Origin of the sequence: Streptomyces sp. NPDC048196, assembly GCF_040652715.1 — a bacterium.
In the GTDB taxonomy this organism is placed as follows: Bacteria; Actinomycetota; Actinomycetes; order Streptomycetales; family Streptomycetaceae; genus Streptomyces; species Streptomyces siderophoricus.
In genome coordinates this window covers 168,855-188,504 of sequence record NZ_JBEZMM010000009.1, presented here as the reverse complement: position 1 = coordinate 188,504, position 19,650 = coordinate 168,855, and the positions used below count along the sequence as shown (strand labels likewise).

Here is a 19,650-nt window from a genome sequence, read left to right as displayed (position 1 = left end):
CGTCGCCGGTTGGCCGAGATGCATACGGTCGGGCTCTCCTCCGGACCGCTCGGGCGCACCGTGACCTGGTGGACCGGCGCGGTTGGCTGTTCAATGAGCCGCCCGGCCGCAGCCACTGGAGGTCCCATGGAAGCCGTCGCCCCGCACGCCGCCGGCGCCCCCGCCATCCGCTGCGCCGGGCAGGAGCGCGGCTACCCCGAGTTCGCCGACCGCGCGGCGCGGATCGCCAGCGGCTTACGAGCCGCGGGAGTCCACCCGGGCGACCGGATCGCCGTGGTCCTCCGCAACGAGCCCGCACACCTGGAGATCACCGCCGGCGCCGCCCTGCTCGGCGCCTCCGCGGTCCCGGTCAACTGGCACTTCCGCCACGACGACCTGCGGCACGTCCTCACCGACAGCGGCAGCAAACTGGTCTTCGTCCACACCGACCTGCTGGACCAGGTGGCCGCCGTGCTGCCGGTGGGCGCCCGCCTCGTCGAGGTCGCGGTACCCGCCGGGGTGGCGGCCGCCTGCGGCATCGCCGCACCCCCGCCCACCGGCGCGCACCCGCTGCTCGACGACTGGCTGGCCGGCCACGAGCCGCTCGACCGGCCCGCCGCGGAACGCCCGCCCACCGTCATCTACAGCTCCGGAACCACCGGGCGCCCCAAAGGAGTTCTGCGCGCCCCCGTCACACCGGACCGGCTCGACCTTGCCGTGGAGCGGTTCCTGGAGTACTTCGCGGTGGCCCCCGGCGGCCGTACGCTGATCCCCGCGCCGCTCTACCACGCGTCCCCCAGCCAGCACGCCGTCCTCGCGCTCGCCGCCGGCCTCGACCTCACCCTGATGCCGCGCTTCGACGCCGAGGAGTTCCTGCGCCTCATCGAACGGCACCGCATCGAGCAGGTCCAGGTCGTACCCACGATGTTCGTACGGCTGCTGCGACTCCCCAAGGACGTCCGCGAGCGCTACGACCTGTCGTCGCTCACCTCCGTGGTGCACGCTGCCGCGCCCTGTCCGCCGCATGTGAAACACGCCATGATCGACTGGCTGGGACCGGTCCTCCGGGAGTACTACGGCGGCAGCGAGACCGGCGCGGTCACATGGTGCGACAGCGCGGAGTGGCTGGCCCACCCCGGCACCGTCGGCCGGGCGAGCGGGACCGGCGACGTCGCCGTCCTCGGCCCCGACGGGCAGCCGCTGCCGCCCGGCGCCACCGGTGACGTCTACCTCAAACCGTCCGAGGACTGGCCGCAGTTCACCTACCTCGGTGACCCCGCCAAACGCACCGCCATGGAGGCGCCGGGCCTGCCCGGGTACGTCACCATCGGCGACATCGGCCATCTCGACGCGGACGGCTACCTCTACCTCAGCGACCGCCGCAACGACATGGTCATCTCCGGCGGCGTCAACATCTACCCCGCGGAGATCGAGGCCGCACTGCTGGCCCTGGACGGGGTACGGGACGCCGCGGTCTTCGGCATCCCCGACGAGGAGTTCGGCGAGGTCCTCGCCGCGCACCTGGAGACCGAACCCGGCGTACGCCTCACCGCGGAAGCGGTACGCGGCCACGTCGCCGAGCGGCTCGCCGGCTACAAGGTCCCGCGGGCCGTCGTCTTCGAGCAGCGGCTCCCGCGCGACGAGTCCGGCAAGCTCTTCAAACGAAGGCTGCGGGACCCGTACTGGGCGGAGCGCGGCGGAGCGATCTGAGGAACCACCGGCACTCCTCAACTGCCCGACTCTGACAGATGAGTTGGCTATGCGACATCCTCGCGCCGTCCTCACATGACGGGCCGGGGGACGTCCGACAGATGACTCCAGAGGTAATCGACCCCGTGGCGGTGGCCTGGAAACGTGGGCGGCCTCACCCGCCAAAGCCTTCCGGAAAGGCAGTCCCATGAGCGCCTTCGCCATCGCCCACCTCCGCCCCACCGCCCCGCACCCGGACATCGCCGTGTACCTGGACCGGATCCAGCCGACCCTGGACCCCTTCGGCGGACGGTTCCGGGTGCACAACGCGCAGGTCGAGGTGCGCGGGGGCGAGTGGCCGGGCTTCGTCGTCGTCATCGAATTCCCCGGCATCGACGAGGCCCGGGCCTGGTACGACTCCCCCGCGTACCAGGAGATCCTGCCACTGCGCACCCGGCACATCGAGGGCGACTGCATCCTGGTGCCCGGAGTCGGCGCCGACTACGACGTCTCGGGGACCGCCGCCGCGAGGAGGGCGGCCGCCGCCTGACGGGGGCCTCCCAGGGTCGGCAGCCTCCCCAACGTCGACGACGTCCCCGCGTCGACGACGTCCCCGCGGGGGCGACGTTCCCCGCGAGGGCGAAGTCCCCGCGTCGGCGGCCTCCGCGCGTCGACGACGTCCCCGCGCCGGCGACCTCCCGCGCCGGCAACGTCCCCGCCTCGTAACTGTCCGTGGAAACGGCTCGTCCCGCACCGTGCCGGCACGCCCTCCCGCTAGAGTCGACTGCGACGGTCAGCCGCAACAGTGCTGGTGAAACCGCTTCCACAGGGTTCCGGGGGCCGCCGCCCCGGGGGGAGGACGAAGAGTCGACATGAGCCGCCGTTCCCATGGATTAATGGCCGTCTGGGCCGAGGCGCAGCGCCAGCAGCAGCGCCGGGAGGAAGCCCAGCGCCGCGCGTACGCCCAGGCGCAGCGCGACCAGGAACGGCAGGCCCGCGACGCCGAACGGGCCATGGCGCGGCTGCACCGGGAACGCCAGGCCGCCTACCGGCAGCAACGCGAGGCGGACGCCCGCCGCCGGACCGAGGAGCTGGACGCGCGGGTCGCCGCGCTCACCGGCCTGCTCGCCGACGGCTGCCGGGCCCCGGCGTTCACCGCCGCCGCGCTGCTGCGCCCCGAGCGCATCGAGGAGTTCGCGCCGGGCGCCCTCGCCACCCCCGTACCGATGCCGGATCCGGCCCGCTATCAGGCGCCCGCCGGCGGCCGGCACCTGGGCGCGACCCGCCGCGACCGCGCCCAGGAGGAGGCCCGCGCCCGCTACGAACAGGACTGGTACGCCGCCCAGGCCGCCGAACACCAGCGGCAGAACCAACTCGCGGCCTACCGCCGGCAGTACGACCAGTGGGCCGCCGGTGCGCTGGCCGAGATCCGGCAGCACAACGCCGGCATAGCGGAGCTGCTGACCGGGCTGCGCAACGGCGATCCCGAGGCCGCCGTCGAGTACTTCTCCGCCGCGCTCTACGCCTCCACCGCCTGGCCGGAGGGGTTCCCCCGCCGCGTCACCGCCGCCTACGAGCCGACCGCCCGCCGGCTCGTCCTGGACTGGGAACTGCCCGGCTACACCGTCGTCCCGGAGACCAAGGCCGTCCGGTACCAGGCCACCACCGACCAGGAGAAGGAGACCGCCCGGCCGGCCGCCCAGCGCCGGGCGCTCTACCGCGACGTCCTGGCCCAGAGCATGCTGCTGGTCCTGCGGGACCTCTTCGCCGCCGACACCTACGGTGCGCTGGACTCCGTGGCGCTCAACGGCTTCGTGGACGACGTCGACCCGGCGACCGGCCGCCCCGCGCAGGTGTACCTCGCCACCGTCATGGCCCCGCGCAGCGCCTTCGACGCCCTCCATCTCGACCGGGTCAGCGCGGTGGAGTGCCTGACCGACGGCCTGCGCGGACAGCTCGCCGCCCGACCGGACCAGCGCACGGCGGTACGGCCCGGACGGCTGCCGGGCGACGCCGGCGGTGCGGGCACGGTCGTCTCGCACGGCGGCGAAACCGAGCCGGACCTCTACGAGATGGACCCGATCGCCTTCGAGAACCTGATCGCGGAACTGTTCCGCGCGATGGGCATGCAGGCCGTCACCACCCAGCGGTCGGGCGACGGCGGGGTGGACGTGGACGCGCTGGACCCCGACCCGATCCGCGGCGGCAAGATCGTCGTGCAGGTCAAGCGCTACCGCAACACCGTCCCGCCCACCGCGGTCCGCGACCTGTACGGCACCGTCCAGTCCGAAGGCGCCAACAAGGGCGTGCTGGTGACCACCTCCCGCTTCGGCCCCGGCGCGCACACCTTCGCCAACGGCAAACCGCTCAGCCTGATCGCCGGCCCCGAACTCGTCGACCTGCTCGGCCGCTACGGTCTCAGCGGCCGCCTCGGCACGCCCGCTCCCGGCGCCGCCCCCGCCCCCGACACCTCCTCCGGGACGCCGGAGCACAACATCCTCGGCATGACCTGGTCCGGGGACGTGGCCCTCGACGTCTGCGCCCTGGTCTGCAAGGGGACCACCGTGCTCAGCGACGACCACTTCGTCTTCTACAACAACCCGCGCACGCCGGACGGTTCGGTACGGATGCTGCCCGGCACCGCCCCCGACCGGGCCGCCGTGCAGGTGCACTTCGAGGGACTCCCACCGGACGCCGACCGGCTGGTCCTGGTCGCCGCGGTCGACCCCCAGACCAACCCCGACGCCGACCTCTCCGGCTTCACCGACGCCCGGATCCGGCTGCTGGACACCGCGGGGGAGGAGCAGGGCCGGCTGACGGTCTCCGAAGGGCGACGCGGCGAGACCGCCCTCGTCCTCGGCTCCTTCCGCCAACGCCCCGGCGGCGACTGGGACTTCGTCACCGGCGGCAAGGGCTACCCCGGCGGCCTCACGGCCCTGGTACAGGAGTACGGCATCGAGGTCGCCTGAGCGTCGCCCGCTTTGCGGGGCCTCCCACGTACTTGGCCGTCCCGCCGCGGGGCTTGGTCGCCGTTGCGCGCTTTGCGGCGCCCCGCACGTGGCTGTCTGCGGCGCCGCGGGTGTTGTTCGCCGTTGCGCCTGCGGCGGGCTGAGTGGGTTTCGGGTGCGGTGACGGACCTCCGGGGCCTTCTTCATGGACTGCTGTCGCTTTACGTCCATGAAGAAGGCCCCTCCGGCCCGTCCCCTCCCGTTGGGGGATGGGAATGCGGTGGGTGGGGGTGAGCGTTGGGGATACCAGGGGCCCTTGGGACCCGTAGGGGACGGTCGAACAGATCCCGTAGGGGATGCGAGTGCCCCTTGCAGGGCCTCAACTCACGGGCCGGCGAAGGTATTCCCGACAACTGCCGAAGTCAGGTGCTGCTGCACGACGACGCCCACCCCCACCGGCCTCTCACCCCCCCACCAACGGGAGGGGACAGACCGGAGGACGAAGTCCGTAGGGCTGTCACCGCACCCGACAAACACACGCCCGCCGCCAGGCGCAACGGCGAGAAGCAATCATGGCGGGACGGTGAGCAACGTACGCGGCGCCGCAAAGCGTGCAACGGCGAGCAAGCCCCGCGGCGGGACGGGTCGGGTACGTACGGGGCGCCGCAAAGCGGGCACGGCGAGCGAGCCCCGTGGCGGGACAGACAGGTACATGGGCGGCGCCGCAAAGAAGCCCCGCGGCGGGACAGCCAAGTACGTGGGCGGCGCCCCAATGCGCAACGGCGAGTGAGCCCCGCGGCGGGACAGCCAAGTACGTGGGCGGCGCCGCAAAGCGCAACGGCGAGTGAGCCCCGTGGCGGGACAGACAGGTACATGGGCGGCGCCGCAAAGAAGCCCCGCGGCGGGACAGCCAAGTACGTGGGCGGCGCCCCAATGCGCAACGGCGAGTGAGCCCCGCGGAGGGACAGCCAAGTACGTGGGCGGCGCCCCAATGCGCAACGGCGAGTGAGCCCCGCGGCGGGACAGTCAAGTACGTGGGCGGCGCCGCAAAGCGCAACGGCGAGCAAGCCCCGCGGCGGGACGGCCAGGTACGTACGCGGCGCCGCAAAGAAGCCCCGCGGCGGGACAGCCAAGTACGTGGGCGGCACCCCAATGCGCAACGGCGAGTGAGCCCCGCGGAGGGACAGCCAAGTACGTGGGCGGCGCCCCAATGCGCAACGGCGAGTGAGCCCCGCGGCGGGACAGTCAAGTACGTGGGCGGCGCCGCAAAGCGCAACGGCGAGCAAGCCCCGCGGCGGGACGGCCAGGTACGTACGCGGCGCCGCAAAGAAGCCCCGCGGCGGGACAGCCAAGTACGTGGGCGGCACCCCAATGCGCAACGGCGAGCGAGCCCCGCGTCGCAACAGACGGCTACGTACGCGGCGCCGCAAAGCGCGAAGCGGAATGCGTGGCACGTGATATTTGTCGGGTATGGGCATGTATAGGAGGTATTGGGTAGCAGGCCGGCGATGCATGGTCGGTGTGCTGGCCGTTGTGGTGGTCGCAGGGTGTGGGGGTGGGCGCCCGGTGACGGGGTCCAGCCGCGGCGCGGAGGCGTCGGGCTCTCGATCGCGGACGGGCACGGAAGCCCGTCCGCCTGCGCACGGGCGGGCGCCGGTTGCCGAGCCCGCGGCCCGGCGGCCGTTCACGCTCGTCGCCGCGGGGGACGTGATCCCGACCCACCCCGAAGTGCTCGACACCGCGCAGGACGACGCGCCCCTGGACGGCTACGGCTACGACTTCCGGCCGATGCTCAAGGGCGTGGCCCCCGTCGTCTCCGGGGCTGATGTGGCGCTGTGTCACCTGGACGCGCCGCTCGGCCCGCTCGACGGACCGTTCAGCGGGTACCCGCTCCTCCAGTCGCCGCCGCAGATCGCCACCGCGCTCAAGGCGGTCGGTTACGACTCCTGCGGGACCGCGTCGAATCACGTCCTTGACCAGGGGATTCCAGGGGTCCGCCGGACCCTGGACGCGCTGGACACGGTCGGGCTGCGGCATTCCGGCGCGGCCCGGGACGACGCCGAGGCCGCCCGGCCGGCGCTGCTCCGGGTCCCCGGTGGGGCGCGGGTCGCCCATCTGTCGTACACCGACGGCATCGAGGGCGGCGGGCCGCCGGACGGTGCGCCCTGGGCCGTGAACCTGCTCGACGAGGAGAAGATCATCGAGGATGCCCGGGCGGCCCGCCGGGCCGGTGCGGACGTCGTGGTGGTCAGTCCCGCCTGGGGCACCGAGTACCGGACCGCCCCGGACGAGGAGCAGCTCGCCCTGGCCCGGACGCTCACCGCCGCCGAGACCGACGGCCGGCCCGACATCGACCTGATCGTCGGCACCCACGCGCACACCCCGCAGCCGTACGAGAAGGTCAACGGCACCTGGGTCGTCTACGGACTCGGCGACCAGCTCTCCGGAGCGATGAGGCAGCCGCGCGGCAACTGGGGCACCCTGGCCCGCTTCCGGTTCGCGCCGCCCGAGCGGCCCGGCGGGCGCTGGCGGGTCACCGAGGCCGCCTACGTCCCCCAGCTCGCCGAGCAGGGCACCCGGGTGCGGGTGCGGAACCTCGCACGGACCGGCGCGCACCGAGACGTCCGGGTGCGGATCGGCACGGCGGTGCTGAGCCGGGGCGCCGCGGAGGACGGGCTGACGATGGGGCGGTGAGGCCGCCCCGCCCCGGTGTGAAACCCTGGTCGCCTATCCGTCGTCGGCAGGCTCAGGGAAGGGACCGGAGGGCAGTGAGCGAGAGTGCGGCCGTCCGGGCCCGTAACCCCCGCGGGCAGGGCGAGCGTCTGCGGGAGGAACTGCTGCGGGCCACCGAGCGGCTCCTGGAGGAGGTCGGCAGCGAGGACGCGCTGTCACTGCGGGCGGTCGCCCGGGAGGCCGGCGTCGCCGCCCCGAGCATCTACCGGCACTTCTCCGACAAGACCGAGCTGGTCTGGGCGACCCTTGAGGTCAGCTACGAGCGGCTGGCGGCGGCGATGGCCGAGGCCGCCGCACGGGCCGCCGCGGACGACCCGGTCGCCCGGCTGCGCGCCCAGCTGCGCGCCTACTGCCGTTACGCCGTCGCCCACCCGGCCACCTACCGCCTGCTGTACGAGACCCGGCAGACCCCGGTCGTCCCCGAGCGGCTGGCCGGCCACCCCGCCGGGCTGCTGGTGCGCAGCTGGCAGCGGGCGCTGACCGCCTGTGAGGACGCCGGCTGGCGGGTGCGGGGCGCGCGTTCCGAGGCGCCGTACGTGCTGTGGTCGGCGGTGCACGGCCGGGTGATGCTCTGGCAGGTCATGCCGAGCCGCAAGGACACCCGCCGGCTGGACCGCTTCGTCGACGAGATGCTGCAGTTGTTGTTGGAGCGCTGAGCGCCCATGTAGGGAGCGGCTGTACCGCCGTACTGCTCGTACCGCCCGTAGCTGGCGTACCGGCTGTGCCGGCTGTTGTTCCGCCTTCTTCCTACGTCTCCGTCGCCTGAGGCGCAGTCATACGTCCTCCCTCCCACGGCCCCCCGACGCGTTTACCCGTGTATGACACATGTAAGTTTACAGTTGTTAGGCGAGCGTGCGGATCGTGGCGCCCGGCCCCTGCCGGCCTGCGCGCACCCGCACGATGAAGGAGATGAGCGCAATGACACTGTCCACCGCCCCGGCGCCGCTGCCCGTCGAGCCCCCGCGCGGCTGCCCCTTCGATTCGCCGGCCGAGTTCGGCGTCCTGCGTGCCACCCGGCCGATTTCCAAGGTCGGTCTGCCGGACGGCAGTTGGGCCTGGCTCGTGACGCGTTACGCCGACATCCGGGCCGTCCTCGGTGACCTCCGCTTCAGCTCCGACACCACCGTGCACGGCTACCCGCGGAGCGGGATGACCGGCGGCGGCAGCACGCAGAACCGCGGCTTCATCCGCAGGGACCCGCCGGAGCACACCCGGCTGCGACGCATGGTGACCCGCGAGTTCATGGTCAAGCGGGTCGAGGCGCTGCGCCCGGAGATCCAGCGCCTCACCGACGAACTCTGCGACGCGATGGAGCGCGCCGAGGGGCGCGAGGAGGGCGGCGTGGACCTCGTCGAGGCGCTGGCCCTGCCGGTCCCGTCCCTCGTCATCAGCCTGCTGCTGGGCGTGCCCTACGACGACCACGGGATCTTCCAGCGGCTCACCGGCACCCTGCTCTCCCGCACCGTCACCGACGACGCACGCGAGGCCGCCCGGACCGAACTGCGCGACTACCTCGACCGGTTGGTCACCGCCAAGGAGGCCGACCCGGGTGACGACATCCTGGGCCGGCTGATCGTCGAGCAGCAGCGGACCGGCGAGATCAGTCACGACGAGGCGGCCGCCTTCGCCGCCCTGCTGCTGATCGCCGGGCACGAGACCACCGCCAACATGATCGGGCTGAGCGCGCTGACCCTGATGCGCGACCCGGAGACCGCCGAGCGGCTGCGGCAGGACCCCGGTCTGATGCGCGGTGCCGTCGAGGAACTGCTGCGGTTCCACAGCATCATCCGCAACGGACCCCGCCGGGTCGCCACCGAGGACGTCGAGATCGACGGGCACCTCATCCGGGCCGGCGAGGGCGTCGTGGTGGCCGTCCCCTCCGGCAACCGCGACGAGACCGTCTTCCCCGAACCCGGCCGGCTCGACATCGCCCGCCCCAACGCCCAGCACCACGTCGCCTTCGGGTACGGCATCCACCAGTGCCTCGGCCAGGCCCTGGCCCGGGTCGAACTCCAGGTCGTCCTCGGCACGTTGCTGCGCCGTTTCCCGACGATGCGGCCCGCGATACCGGTCGAGGAGATCCCGTTCCGTACCGACATGTCGATCTACGGCTGTCACGCCCTGCCCGTCACCTGGTAGACCGGCAATCCGTTCCACCCCGCAACTCACCCATCCCCCACGGAGAATCACCATGAAGATCACCCTCGACGCCGACAAGTGCTGCGCCGCCGGCCAGTGCGTACTGATCGCCCCCGAGGTCTTCGACCAGCGTGACGAGGACGGCGTCGTGGTGCTGCTCGACGCCGAACCGCCGGCCGACCAGCACGACGCGGTCCGCGAGGCCGCCGCCATCTGCCCGGCCGCCGTCATCGAGGTCCAGGCGTGACCACCCGCCCGATAGCCGTCGTCGGCGCCTCCGCGGCCGGGCTCGCCGCGGCCGAGGCGCTGCGCCGCTTCGGCTGGACCGGCCCGCTCACCCTCATCGGCGACGAGCCCCATCTCCCGTACGACCGGCCGCCGTTGTCCAAACAGCTGCTGCACGGCACCTGGGAGCCGGACCGGCTGCTGCTGCGCACCAAGGAACAGCTCGACCCGCTCGGCCTCGACCTGCGGCTCGGCACCCGGGCCACCGGCCTCGACGTGGCCGCCCGCACCCTCACGCTGGACACCGGCGAACGGCTCGACTGCGCCGGCGTGATCATCGCCACCGGGGTCGCGGCCCGTACGCTGCCCGGCGCCGACGCGCTCACCGGCGTACACACCCTGCGCACCCTCGACGACGCACTGGCCCTGCGCGGCCGGCTCGCCAATGGGGGTACCCCCGCCAGTGAGGGCGTAGCCGGCGGGGGAGGCACCCGCCGCCTGGTGATCGTCGGCAACGGGGTGCTGGGATGCGAAGCGGCCGCGGTGGCACGGGAGTTGGGGCACGAGGTGACCCTCGTCGGCCATGACCCGGTCCCCATGGCCGCCGCCGTCGGCACCGCGGTCGGAGAACTCCTCGCCGGGGAACACCGGGCCCGCGGTGTCACCCTGCGCACCGGCACGGTCGACGGCTTCGACACCGACGGGGACGCGGTCACCGCCGTCCGGCTGGCGAGTGGGGGTACCCCCGGCAAGGGGGGCGTAGCCGCCGGGGGAGGGGCCCGGCTGCCCGCCGACACCGTGCTGCTCGCCATCGGGTCCACCCCCGCGGTCGGCTGGCTGGGCGACGACCCGGCCCTGGACACCACCGACGGGCTGCGCTGCGACGCGTACTGCGCCGTCGCCCCCGGCATCTACGCCGCCGGCGACGTGGCCCGCTGGGAGCACCCGGTGCACGCCCGTCCGCTGCGCATCGAGCACCGGATGAACGCCACCGAACAGGGCATGGCCGCCGCCCGCAACCTGCTCGCCGAACTCGCCGCGGACGGCGCCGACGCCCAGGAACGCCGCCCGTTCGCCCCGGTCCCGTACTTCTGGTCGGACCAGTACGACCTCAAGATCCAGGCGTACGGGCCGACCGCGGGGGCCGACCGGGTCGAAACGCCGGTGCTCGACCGGGCCGGGCGCCGGGTCCTCGCGCTCTACGGCCGGGAGGGCCGCGCGGTCGCCGTGCTCGCCGCCGGGCTGCCGCCGCGCCAGATCCGGGCGCTGCGGGCCGTCGTCGCCACCCCGTTGCCCTGGGCGGAGGCCCTGACACGCATCGACACCGCGACGGCCACCGGCTGACGCGTCGCCGAGCACCGCGGCCGGTGCCCGATCATGGACGGATGGCCGACTCGTACGTACGGGTGCGCGGCGCCCGTGAGCACAACCTCCGCACCATCGACGTGGACATCCCGAGGGACGCGCTGGTCGCGTTCACCGGGGTGTCCGGATCGGGCAAGTCCTCGCTCGCCTTCGGCACCCTCTACGCCGAGGCCCAGCGCCGCTACTTCGAGTCGGTGGCCCCCTACGCCCGGCGGCTGATCCACCAGGTCGGCGCGCCCAAGGTCGAGGACATCACCGGCCTGCCGCCGGCCGTCGCACTGGAACAGCGGCGCTCCGCGCCCACCTCCCGCTCCTCCGTCGGCACCGTCACCACCCTCTCCAACACCCTGCGGATGCTCTTCTCCCGCGCCGGCGACTACCCGGAAGGCACGACCGAACGGCTGGACTCCGACGCCTTCTCGCCCAACACCGCGGCCGGCGCCTGCCCCGAATGCCACGGCCTGGGCACCGTCCACCGGGTCACCGAACAATCCCTGGTACCCGACCCCGCACTGTCCGTCCGCGAGGGCGCCATCGCGGCCTGGCCCGGCGCCTGGCAGGGCAAGAACCTCCGCGACATCCTCGCCGCCCTCGGCCACGACATCGACCGGCCCTGGCGTGAACTCCCGCCGGCCGACCGCGACTGGATCCTGTTCACCGACGAAGAGCCCGTCGTCACCGTCCACCCGGTCCGCGAGGCGGGCCGCATCCAGCGCCCTTACAAGGGCCGGTACATGAGCGCCCGGCGCTACGTCCTGCACACCTTCGCCGACTCCAAGAGCGAGACGCTCAGGCGGCGCGTCCAGGGCTTCATGGTCGCCGAGCCCTGCCCGCGGTGCGCCGGACGACGGCTGCGCCCCGAGGCGCTCGCCGTCACCTTCGAGGGCCGGGACATCGCCACCCTCGCCGGCCTGCCGCTCGCTGCCCTCGCCGAGCTGCTCCGCCCCACCTCCGCCCGCACCGACGACGAGGTCGCCCCGGCGCTCGCCCGCGACCTCGTGGCCCGCATCGAGGTCCTCACCGAACTCGGCCTCGGCTACCTCAGCATGGACCGGCCCGCCCCCACCCTGTCCGCGGGCGAGCTCCAGCGGCTGCGGCTCGCCACCCAGCTGCGCTCCGGCCTGTTCGGCGTCGTCTACGTCCTCGACGAGCCGTCCGCCGGACTCCACCCGGCCGACACCGAGGCCCTGCTCACCGTCCTCGGCCGGCTCAAGGACGCCGGGAACACGCTGTTCGTGGTCGAGCACGACATGGACGTGGTGCGGCACGCCGACTGGATCGTGGACATCGGACCGCGCGCCGGGGAACACGGCGGCCAGGTCCTGCACAGCGGCCCGGTCGCCGCCCTCGCCGACGCCCCGGCCTCCGCCACCCGCCGCTACCTCTTCGCCACCGAACCGCCCCCGCGGCGCACCCCGCGCACCCCCTCCGGGACGCTGACCCTGCGCGGCGTCACCCTGCACAATCTGCGCGGACTGGACGCGGCCTTCCCGCTCGGCGTCTTCACCGCCGTCACCGGCGTCTCCGGATCGGGCAAATCGACGCTGGTCACCCGGGTCCTCGCGGAGACCGTACGGGACCACCTCGGCGCCGGCCGGGCCGACGCCGACGAGGACGGTACCGAGGACGGCACCGGGGCCGGGACGGAGGCCGGGCCGATGGCCCGCGCCCGGCTCGCCGGTGCCGACGGCCTCGCGGCGATCGACCGGCTGGTCCGCGTCGACCAGAAGCCGATCGGCCGCACCCCGCGCTCCAACCTCGCCACCTACACCGGGCTGTTCGACGCGGTACGGAAGGTCTTCGCCGCCACCGACGAGTCCCGGGCCCGCGGCTACACCGCCGGACGGTTCTCCTTCAACGTCGCCGCCGGCCGCTGCGAGACCTGCCAGGGCGAGGGCTTCGTCGCCGTGGAACTTCTCTTCCTCCCCGGTACCTACGCGCCGTGCACCGCCTGCCACGGCGCCCGCTACAATCCCGAAACCCTCCGGATCACCTACCGGAACCGGACGATCGCGGACGTTCTCGACATGACCGTGGACACCGCGGCGGACTTCCTCGCCGACGTCCCGGCCGCCGCCCGCAGCCTGCGCACCCTCCAGGACGTCGGCCTCGGCTACCTCCGGCTCGGCCAGCCCGCGACCGAACTGTCCGGCGGCGAGGCCCAGCGCATCAAACTCGCCACCGAACTCCAGCGCACCCGCCGCGGCCACACCCTCTACCTGCTCGACGAACCCACCACCGGGCTGCACCCCGCCGACACCGAGGTGCTGCTGCGCCAGCTGCACGGCCTGGTCGACGCCGGCCACACGGTCGTGGTCGTCGAGCACGACATGGGCGTGGTCGCCGGCGCCGACCACGTCATCGACCTCGGTCCGGGCGGCGGCGCGGACGGCGGCCGGATCGTCGCCGAGGGCACCCCCGCCGCGGTCGCCGCCGCCCCGGGCAGCCGCACCGCCCGCTATCTGGCCCGGCGGAGGGGGCACCCGGGCCCGTCCTGAGGGTCCGCTAATGTACGCAGGTCAGATCACCAGGCAACACCACCGCGCAAGCCTGCGCAGCACCACGAAGGGGGCACCTCTCATGGCAGACATCAACGAGGCCAGGGCAACGTTCGACCGGTACGACGCGGACGGCGACGGCCAGGTCACGCCGGACGAGTTCAAGCACGCGATGGCGGAGATGGGCGACCCGTTCGTCACCGGCCCGGTCGCCGAGGCCGTCATCAAGGCCAAGGACACCGACAAGGACGGCACCATGTCCTTCGACGAGTTCTGGCAGGCCCTGCAGGGCTGACGCCCGCACCCGCCCGCGGCACGCACACCCCCTTCGCCGCCCGTTCGCCCGCGACCGCGCGCCGTGCCGCCGGCCGCGGGCGAACGGAGTGCCGTCACCGCCGGCCGGCCGCACCACCCGCCGCCGCGGTGCCCACCGGCGGCGGCGCGGCCCGCTCGCCGGTGCCCCAGCCGGACGGCTCCGTGCCGACCGTGAAGGCCAGTTCCCGGCCCCGCCGCAGGTCATCGGTGGTCAGGTAGGTACGGTCCCGGGCGGCACCGTCCAGACGCACCGACCGGACATACCGGTTGGCCGCGGACGTACCGGGTGCGGTGATGGTGAAGTGCCCCGCCGGGTAGTAGCGCCGGTCCAGCGTCAGCTCGACCCGGTCGAAGACCGGCGTGCTCAACCCCCAGGTGTCGGTGCCCGGTTGCACGGGGAACATCCCGACCGACGACAGCACCATCCACGCCGACATCGTCCCCAGGTCGTCGTTCCCGGTCATCCCGCCGGGCGTGTCGGTGAACAGTGTCAGCGCCGCATGCACCACGTCCGTCGTCTTCCACGGCCGGCCGGTGGACAGATACGTGTACGGGGCGATCAGGTCCGGTTCGTTCTGCGGGTTGTACTTGTCCGCGTTGTAGTAGTCGTACGGCCCGTTGACCCACACTTCACGGGCGGTCTTCGCCGGGTCCGCCAGCAGCTTCCGGTACGCGAAGAACGCATCGAGCCGCTCGTCCGCCGCCTCCCGGCCGCCGATCAGCCGCAGCATCCCGGGCAGGTCCTGCGGCACCAGCCACTGGTACTGCCAGGACGTGCCCTCGTGGAAGCCCTCGCTCTTGGCCGGATCGGCCGGGCCGGTGAACGCGCCGTGCTCGTCCCGGGCCCGGAAGAAGCCGGTCGACGGATCGAAGATCTTCCGGTAGTTCTGCGCCCGCGCCGCATAGCGGTCGGCGTCCGCGGTGTGGCCCAGATCCCGTGCCATCTGCGCCAGCATCGCATCCGACAGGGCGTATTCCAGGGTCGCCGAGGCGCCGTGGTCGAAGTCCGAGTCGCCGGGCTTGCGGTGCGGGCGGCCCTTGACGTACGGCGCGAAACCGTCCCTCAGGTACTCCGCGTTCGCCTCCCGCCCGACGGCCGGGGACCCGGCCGGCGGCACCCCGTCGGCGTTCTTCGTGAGCGCCGCGTACGCCTCCTCCTCATGGCCCTTCAGCAGGCCCTGCTGATAGGCGTTGGTGAGGAACGGGGTGACCGGGTCGCCGGTCATGATGTTCGTCTCGACCGTGCCGTAGCCCCATTTGGGCAGCCAGCCGCCCTCCTTGTCGATCCGCAGCACCGACAGCGCCATGTCGCGCGACTCGTGCGGCGCCAGCAGCGCGAGCAGCTGTGCTTGGGTGCGGTAGGTGTCCCACAGCGACCAGTTCTGGTAGTAGGCGGAGCCGCCGAACTCGGCGGTCCGGTGCACCTTCCGGTCCCAGCCGGTGTAGCGGCCGTCCGCGTCGCTGCCGAGGTTCGGCGCCAGGAACGACCGGTACAGCGAGGAGTAGAACGTCCGGCGCAGCGTCCGGCTGCCGCCCTGCGCCCGCACCAGGGCCAGCCGCCGCTCCCACGTGGCATCGGCCGCGGCCCGGACCCGGTCGAACGAACCCCCGCCCTCCGCGCGCAGATTGCGGGCCGCGCCCGCCGCGTCGACGTAACTGAGGGCCGTGGTCGCCTCGACCGTACGGTCCCCGCGGGTGTCGAAGCGGACGTACGCGCCGTGCCGGCCACCCGCCGTGGACCCGCGCGACCCGGGCGTGACCGTGTCGCCCTCCCAGGTGCCGTACGAGGTGAACGGCCGGTCGAAGCGGGTGATGGTGTAGACGGTGTACGGCTGGGTGTCCTGGCAGAAGCCGCGGCCGGTGAGGGCGGTGCGGACGGTGCGGGAGTCCAGCACCTCGACCTTCGTGGAGACCGTCCGGTGCAGCGACTGGCCGGCGTTGAGCAGCACATTGGCCCTGTCGGTGGCCGGGAAGGTGTAGCGCTGCCGGCCGGTGCGGGCGGTGGCGGTCAGCTCGGCGGTGATCCCGCCGTAGGAGGTCAGGCCGACCCGGTAGTAGCCCGGCCGGGCCGACTCGTCGTCATGGCGGAAGGCGGCCGCGTACCTGGCGTTGTCGGTCTCGGTGAGGTCGCCCGTGGTGGGCAGCACCGGCAGGTCACCGCCGAGCCCGCAGCCGACGCCGGAGATGTGGACCGAGCTGAAACCCCGGATGTGGTCGTCGTCGTAGCTGTAGCCGCTGTAGTGACCGGTGTCGGGGGAGAGCTGCACCATGCCGAACGGCACCGCGGCGCCCGGGTAGGTGTTGCCGTCCTTCTGGCTGCCGATGAAGGGGTTGACCAGGTCGGTGAGCGTGCCGCCGGGCGGCGCGGCCTGCGCGGCGGGGGCGGTGAGCCCGCCTCCGACCAGCGCGGCCGCCAGCACCGCGCCCGCGGTACGCAGCCGGTTGCGACTGGGCCATGGCATGAATCCGGACCTCCGGTTCGCCGACAACGTTGTCAGGGCGCGCTCATTCTTGGGGTGCGTCAGGTTCGCGTCAAGAGGCGACATGAAGACAACTGCGGGTGTGGCCCCGCAGGCGTGGTGAGGGCAACTGGTGTGCCGGTGCAGGCATTTCGGAGGTAACTACGGCGCGGTGCAGGTATCGCGGGGCGGCTACCGTGCGGCGCAGGTGTCACGAGGGCGGCCACGGCGCGGCGCACTCCGCTCGTTAGGCTCGCCCGGTGCCCCTCATCCCCGCCGACCTCGTCCGCTACGCCGCGGCCATCGAGCCGTCCGAACTCGCCTGGGGCCGGCTGCACGGCCGGCTGACCGCCGCCGACACCGTCCGGCTCGCCTTCCTCCGCCGCTGCGACCTGGGGGCCGGTGGTGAGGTGTTCGCCCGGATCCACGCCCAGGGCCCGTCGGAGCCCCAACTGGACGCGTTCTGCCGGGAGATACCGGGCGCGGAGACGGACGCCGCCGGGCGGATCTGGGACTACCTCGCACTGGTCGGGCGGAGTGCGTCCGAGGGCGCCGGCGGTCCGGAACCGATGGCGCGCCAACTGGCCGCCGGGCGTGCGGAGTTCCTGCTCGCCCGCGCCGCGTCGGGCCGGGGCATGAACTGGCGGGAGAGCGGGGCGCTGCTCGGCACCGACCGGCCGGAGGAGGTGGACGCCGCCTTCGAGCGGGGCGAGGAGCTGCTGGGCGTGGCGGTGATCGGGCTCGCGCTGACCCACCCCGACCCGGCGGCGATCCTGCCCAGGGTCGCCCGGGCCCTGGAGCGCGCCCTGGAGTCGTCGGACCACAGGCTGCGTCACCAGGGCCTCGTCGCCCTGGCGCACACCGCCCGGCTGCACGGCACGGTCGATCGCCGCTGTCTCGACCTGCTGCGACGCTGTCCGCGCGGCAGCGAGGCGGACGACGACCTGTGGGCGTACGTGCCCCGCCGTCGACTGCCGTGGTGGCTGTGGCGGCACCGGCTGGGGGCGTGGCTGTGGAGGTGGCTGCCGGGCCGCTGAGGGGCAGTGGCAAGCCTGTTGAGGCACGTCAAAAATCATGGCGTGCGTGCCTTGCTCTCTTCGGGGGCGCGTGCCTCAATGGTCGGCGATTCCAGGTCGCTGACCACCCGTCAGTTCCCCGGCCGGTGCGTGCGGGGACGGCCTGTCACCCCCCTCACAAAGGCGGTTCCCCCCATGAAGCAGCGCAGATCCGGCACGTTAGGCACAGGCACAGGCACAGGCATAGGCATAGGCACAGGCAAAGACAGAGGTAGCAGCACAGGCATCGGTGTCGGCGTGCGTACCGCCGTCGGCCTCGCGATCGCCGTCGCCGGCACCCTCGCGATGGCCCCGGCATCGGCCGCGGTGACCCCCGGCACCGCCACCCTCGCCTTCGACTGCGGCTCGTACGGCTCCGGTACGGCCACGCTCACCGCCACCCAGGACGGCACCGCCGCCACCATCAGCGTGTCGACGTCCGCGATCAGCTCGCCCCTCAACATCGGCGCGAACTCGGTGCGGTCCACGCTGACGCTCACCAAGAACGGTTCCGGAACGACCGAGTTCACCGGCAACGCCAACCCGGCGATCCCGGCCGGCGGCCCGGTCTCCACCGGCCCCCTCAAGGGCACCGTCGCCTCCGGTGACAGCCTGGAGGCCGCCTCCTTGAAGGTCGTCGTCCTCGGGATCACGGCCACCTGCAAGGCCACGTCCCCGCAGTCCCCGGGACCGTTCGTCTTCTGACCTGACCTGACCTGACCTGACCTGACCTGACCTGACCTGGTCCGGTCACGTCCGGCACGGGGTCGGTGACCGATGCGGCCACCGGCCCCGGCCCTTCAGCGGGCCTCGCCCCCGGCGCCCTCCTGCTCCGCGCGTTCCAGGTTCGAGTGGTGACGGGAGTAGCTGAAGTAGATGACCATGCCGACGAGGAACCAGACCACGAACCGCACCCAGGTCTGCCACGCCAGGAACGTGATCAGCCAGAGGGAGAACACCACCCCGAGCGCCGGCACCCACGGCATCCCCGGCGTACGGAACGTGCGCGGCAGTTCGGGGCGCTTGTAGCGGAGCACGATGACCGCCACGCAGACCACCACGAACGCCAGCAGGATGCCGATGTTCGTCAGCTCGGCGGCCTCGCCGATCGGCAGGAATCCGGCGATGGCCGCGGAGGCCGCCCCGACGATCCAGGTCACCCGGGTCGGCACGTGGTGGGTGGGGCTGGTCTTGGCGAACCACTTCGGCAGCAGACCGTCCCGGCTCATCGAGAACCACACCCGGGTCACCCCGAGCATGAAGGTGAACATGACGGTCAGGATGCCGATGATCGCGCCGACCGCGATGACGTCCGCGAGGCCGTGCAGGCCCACCGACTTGAACGCCGACGAGAAGCCGCTCTCCGGGTCGATGTCCTTGTAGTTCTGCATGCCCGTCAGCACCAGGCAGGCCAGCACGTACAGCACCATCGAGATCGCCAGCGAGTACATGATCGCCTTCGGCATGTGGCGCTGGGCGTCGGTGGACTCCTCGGCGGCGGTGCTCATCGCGTCGTAGCCGAAGACCGCGAAGAAGACGGTGGCCGCACCGGTGAAGGCGCCGCTCACCCCGAACGGGAAGAAGGGGTGGTAGTTCGCGGTGTTGATGTGGAAGAAGCCGACCGCGATCACGACCACGACGACCAGGACCTTCAGGCCCACCACGAGCGTTTCGAAGCGGGCGGCGTTCTTGATGCCCAGGGTCAGCAGAAAGGCGATCAGCAGGCAGAGCGCCGCCGCGAAGAGGTCGACGCGGTGCCCCGGCCCGGTCCCCGGCGCGCCGAGCATCCAGGCCGGCAGATGGACTCCCAGCTCACCGAGGAGAAAGCTGAAATATCCGGAGATGCCGATCGCGACGACCGAGACGATCGCGGTGTACTCCAGCAGCAGGTCCCAGCCGATGAACCAGCCGGCCACCTCACCGAGCACCGCATAGCCATAGGTGTAGGCCGACCCCGCCTTCGGGATCAGCCCGGCGAACTCGGCGTACGAGAAGGCGGCCGCGGCGCTCGCGATCCCCGCGACGAGGAAGGAGACCAGGACCGCGGGTCCGGCCTTTTCGTTCGCGACGGTGCCGGCGAGCGTGAAGATGCCGGCGCCGATGATGCCGCCGACACCGATGGCGGTCAGCTGCCACAGCCCCAGCACCCGGGTGAGCTGCTGGCTCGCCGGGCCCTCCGCCTCTTCGATGTGTTCGATCGGTTTGCGGCGCAATACGCCCTGTCCCGCGCGCAGGCCCATCTGGG

13 protein-coding genes and 1 pseudogene are annotated in these 19,650 nt (G+C 72.8%); 12 read left to right on the top strand and 2 right to left on the bottom strand.

Going from position 1 to position 19,650, the window contains the following annotated elements:
• The first annotated feature begins 126 nt into the window (after positions 1–126).
• From AB0E02_RS13385 to AB0E02_RS13340, 10 genes and pseudogenes are all read left to right on the top strand, one after another.
• Positions 127–1,689 (top strand): AMP-binding protein, encoded by a 1,563-nt coding sequence (locus AB0E02_RS13385; RefSeq protein ID WP_362138416.1) that lies wholly within the window; start codon positions 127–129, stop codon positions 1,687–1,689.
• 187 nt (positions 1,690–1,876) lie between these two features.
• Positions 1,877–2,218, top strand: coding sequence for a DUF1330 domain-containing protein (locus AB0E02_RS13380; protein ID WP_362138414.1), 342 nt, complete (start codon positions 1,877–1,879; stop codon positions 2,216–2,218).
• A gap of 322 nt (positions 2,219–2,540) precedes the next feature.
• A complete protein-coding gene (locus tag AB0E02_RS13375; protein WP_362138412.1) occupies positions 2,541–4,637 on the top strand; it encodes a restriction endonuclease in 2,097 nt (698 codons plus the stop codon).
• A gap of 1,656 nt (positions 4,638–6,293) precedes the next feature.
• A pseudogene (locus AB0E02_RS13370) lies at positions 6,294–7,310 on the top strand (CapA family protein); the annotation flags it as partial.
• A gap of 74 nt (positions 7,311–7,384) precedes the next feature.
• Positions 7,385–8,005: a TetR/AcrR family transcriptional regulator gene (locus AB0E02_RS13365; protein WP_362138410.1), complete on the top strand. Its 621-nt coding sequence runs from the start codon at positions 7,385–7,387 to the stop codon at positions 8,003–8,005.
• Between the two features lie 262 nt (positions 8,006–8,267).
• Positions 8,268–9,488 (top strand): cytochrome P450, encoded by a 1,221-nt coding sequence (locus tag AB0E02_RS13360; protein WP_362138466.1) that lies wholly within the window; start codon positions 8,268–8,270, stop codon positions 9,486–9,488.
• Positions 9,489–9,540: 52 nt separating this feature from the next.
• Positions 9,541–9,735, top strand: a complete 195-nt coding sequence (locus tag AB0E02_RS13355) for a ferredoxin (protein ID WP_030412147.1) — start codon at positions 9,541–9,543, stop codon at positions 9,733–9,735.
• Positions 9,732–11,057, top strand: coding sequence for an FAD-dependent oxidoreductase (locus AB0E02_RS13350; protein ID WP_362138407.1), 1,326 nt, complete (start codon positions 9,732–9,734; stop codon positions 11,055–11,057). The genes AB0E02_RS13355 and AB0E02_RS13350 overlap by 4 nt, the downstream gene beginning before the upstream one ends.
• Positions 11,058–11,098: 41 nt before the next feature.
• Positions 11,099–13,576 (top strand): excinuclease ABC subunit UvrA, encoded by a 2,478-nt coding sequence (gene uvrA / locus AB0E02_RS13345; protein WP_362138405.1) that lies wholly within the window; start codon positions 11,099–11,101, stop codon positions 13,574–13,576.
• Between the two features lie 82 nt (positions 13,577–13,658).
• Entirely contained in the window at positions 13,659–13,871 is a 213-nt protein-coding gene (locus AB0E02_RS13340) for an EF-hand domain-containing protein (RefSeq protein WP_030412144.1), read from the top strand.
• Between the two features lie 94 nt (positions 13,872–13,965).
• Here the strand turns inward: AB0E02_RS13340 and AB0E02_RS13335 are convergent, their stop codons facing one another.
• Positions 13,966–16,353 (bottom strand): GH92 family glycosyl hydrolase, encoded by a 2,388-nt coding sequence (locus AB0E02_RS13335; protein WP_362138402.1) that lies wholly within the window; start codon positions 16,351–16,353, stop codon positions 13,966–13,968.
• A 257-nt stretch (positions 16,354–16,610) separates the two neighbouring features.
• Between AB0E02_RS13335 and AB0E02_RS13330 the strand changes: the two genes are divergently transcribed.
• Together AB0E02_RS13330 and AB0E02_RS13325 are read left to right on the top strand one after the other, a co-directional pair.
• Entirely contained in the window at positions 16,611–17,387 is a 777-nt protein-coding gene (locus tag AB0E02_RS13330; RefSeq protein WP_362138400.1) for a hypothetical protein, read from the top strand.
• Between the two features lie 324 nt (positions 17,388–17,711).
• Positions 17,712–18,110, top strand: coding sequence for a hypothetical protein (locus AB0E02_RS13325; protein WP_362138464.1), 399 nt, complete (start codon positions 17,712–17,714; stop codon positions 18,108–18,110).
• Positions 18,111–18,205: 95 nt separating this feature from the next.
• Here AB0E02_RS13325 and AB0E02_RS13320 read toward each other — a convergent pair whose 3' ends face one another.
• Positions 18,206–19,645 (bottom strand): amino acid permease, encoded by a 1,440-nt coding sequence (locus AB0E02_RS13320; protein WP_362138398.1) that lies wholly within the window; start codon positions 19,643–19,645, stop codon positions 18,206–18,208.
• Between the last annotated feature and the right edge of the window lie 5 nt (positions 19,646–19,650).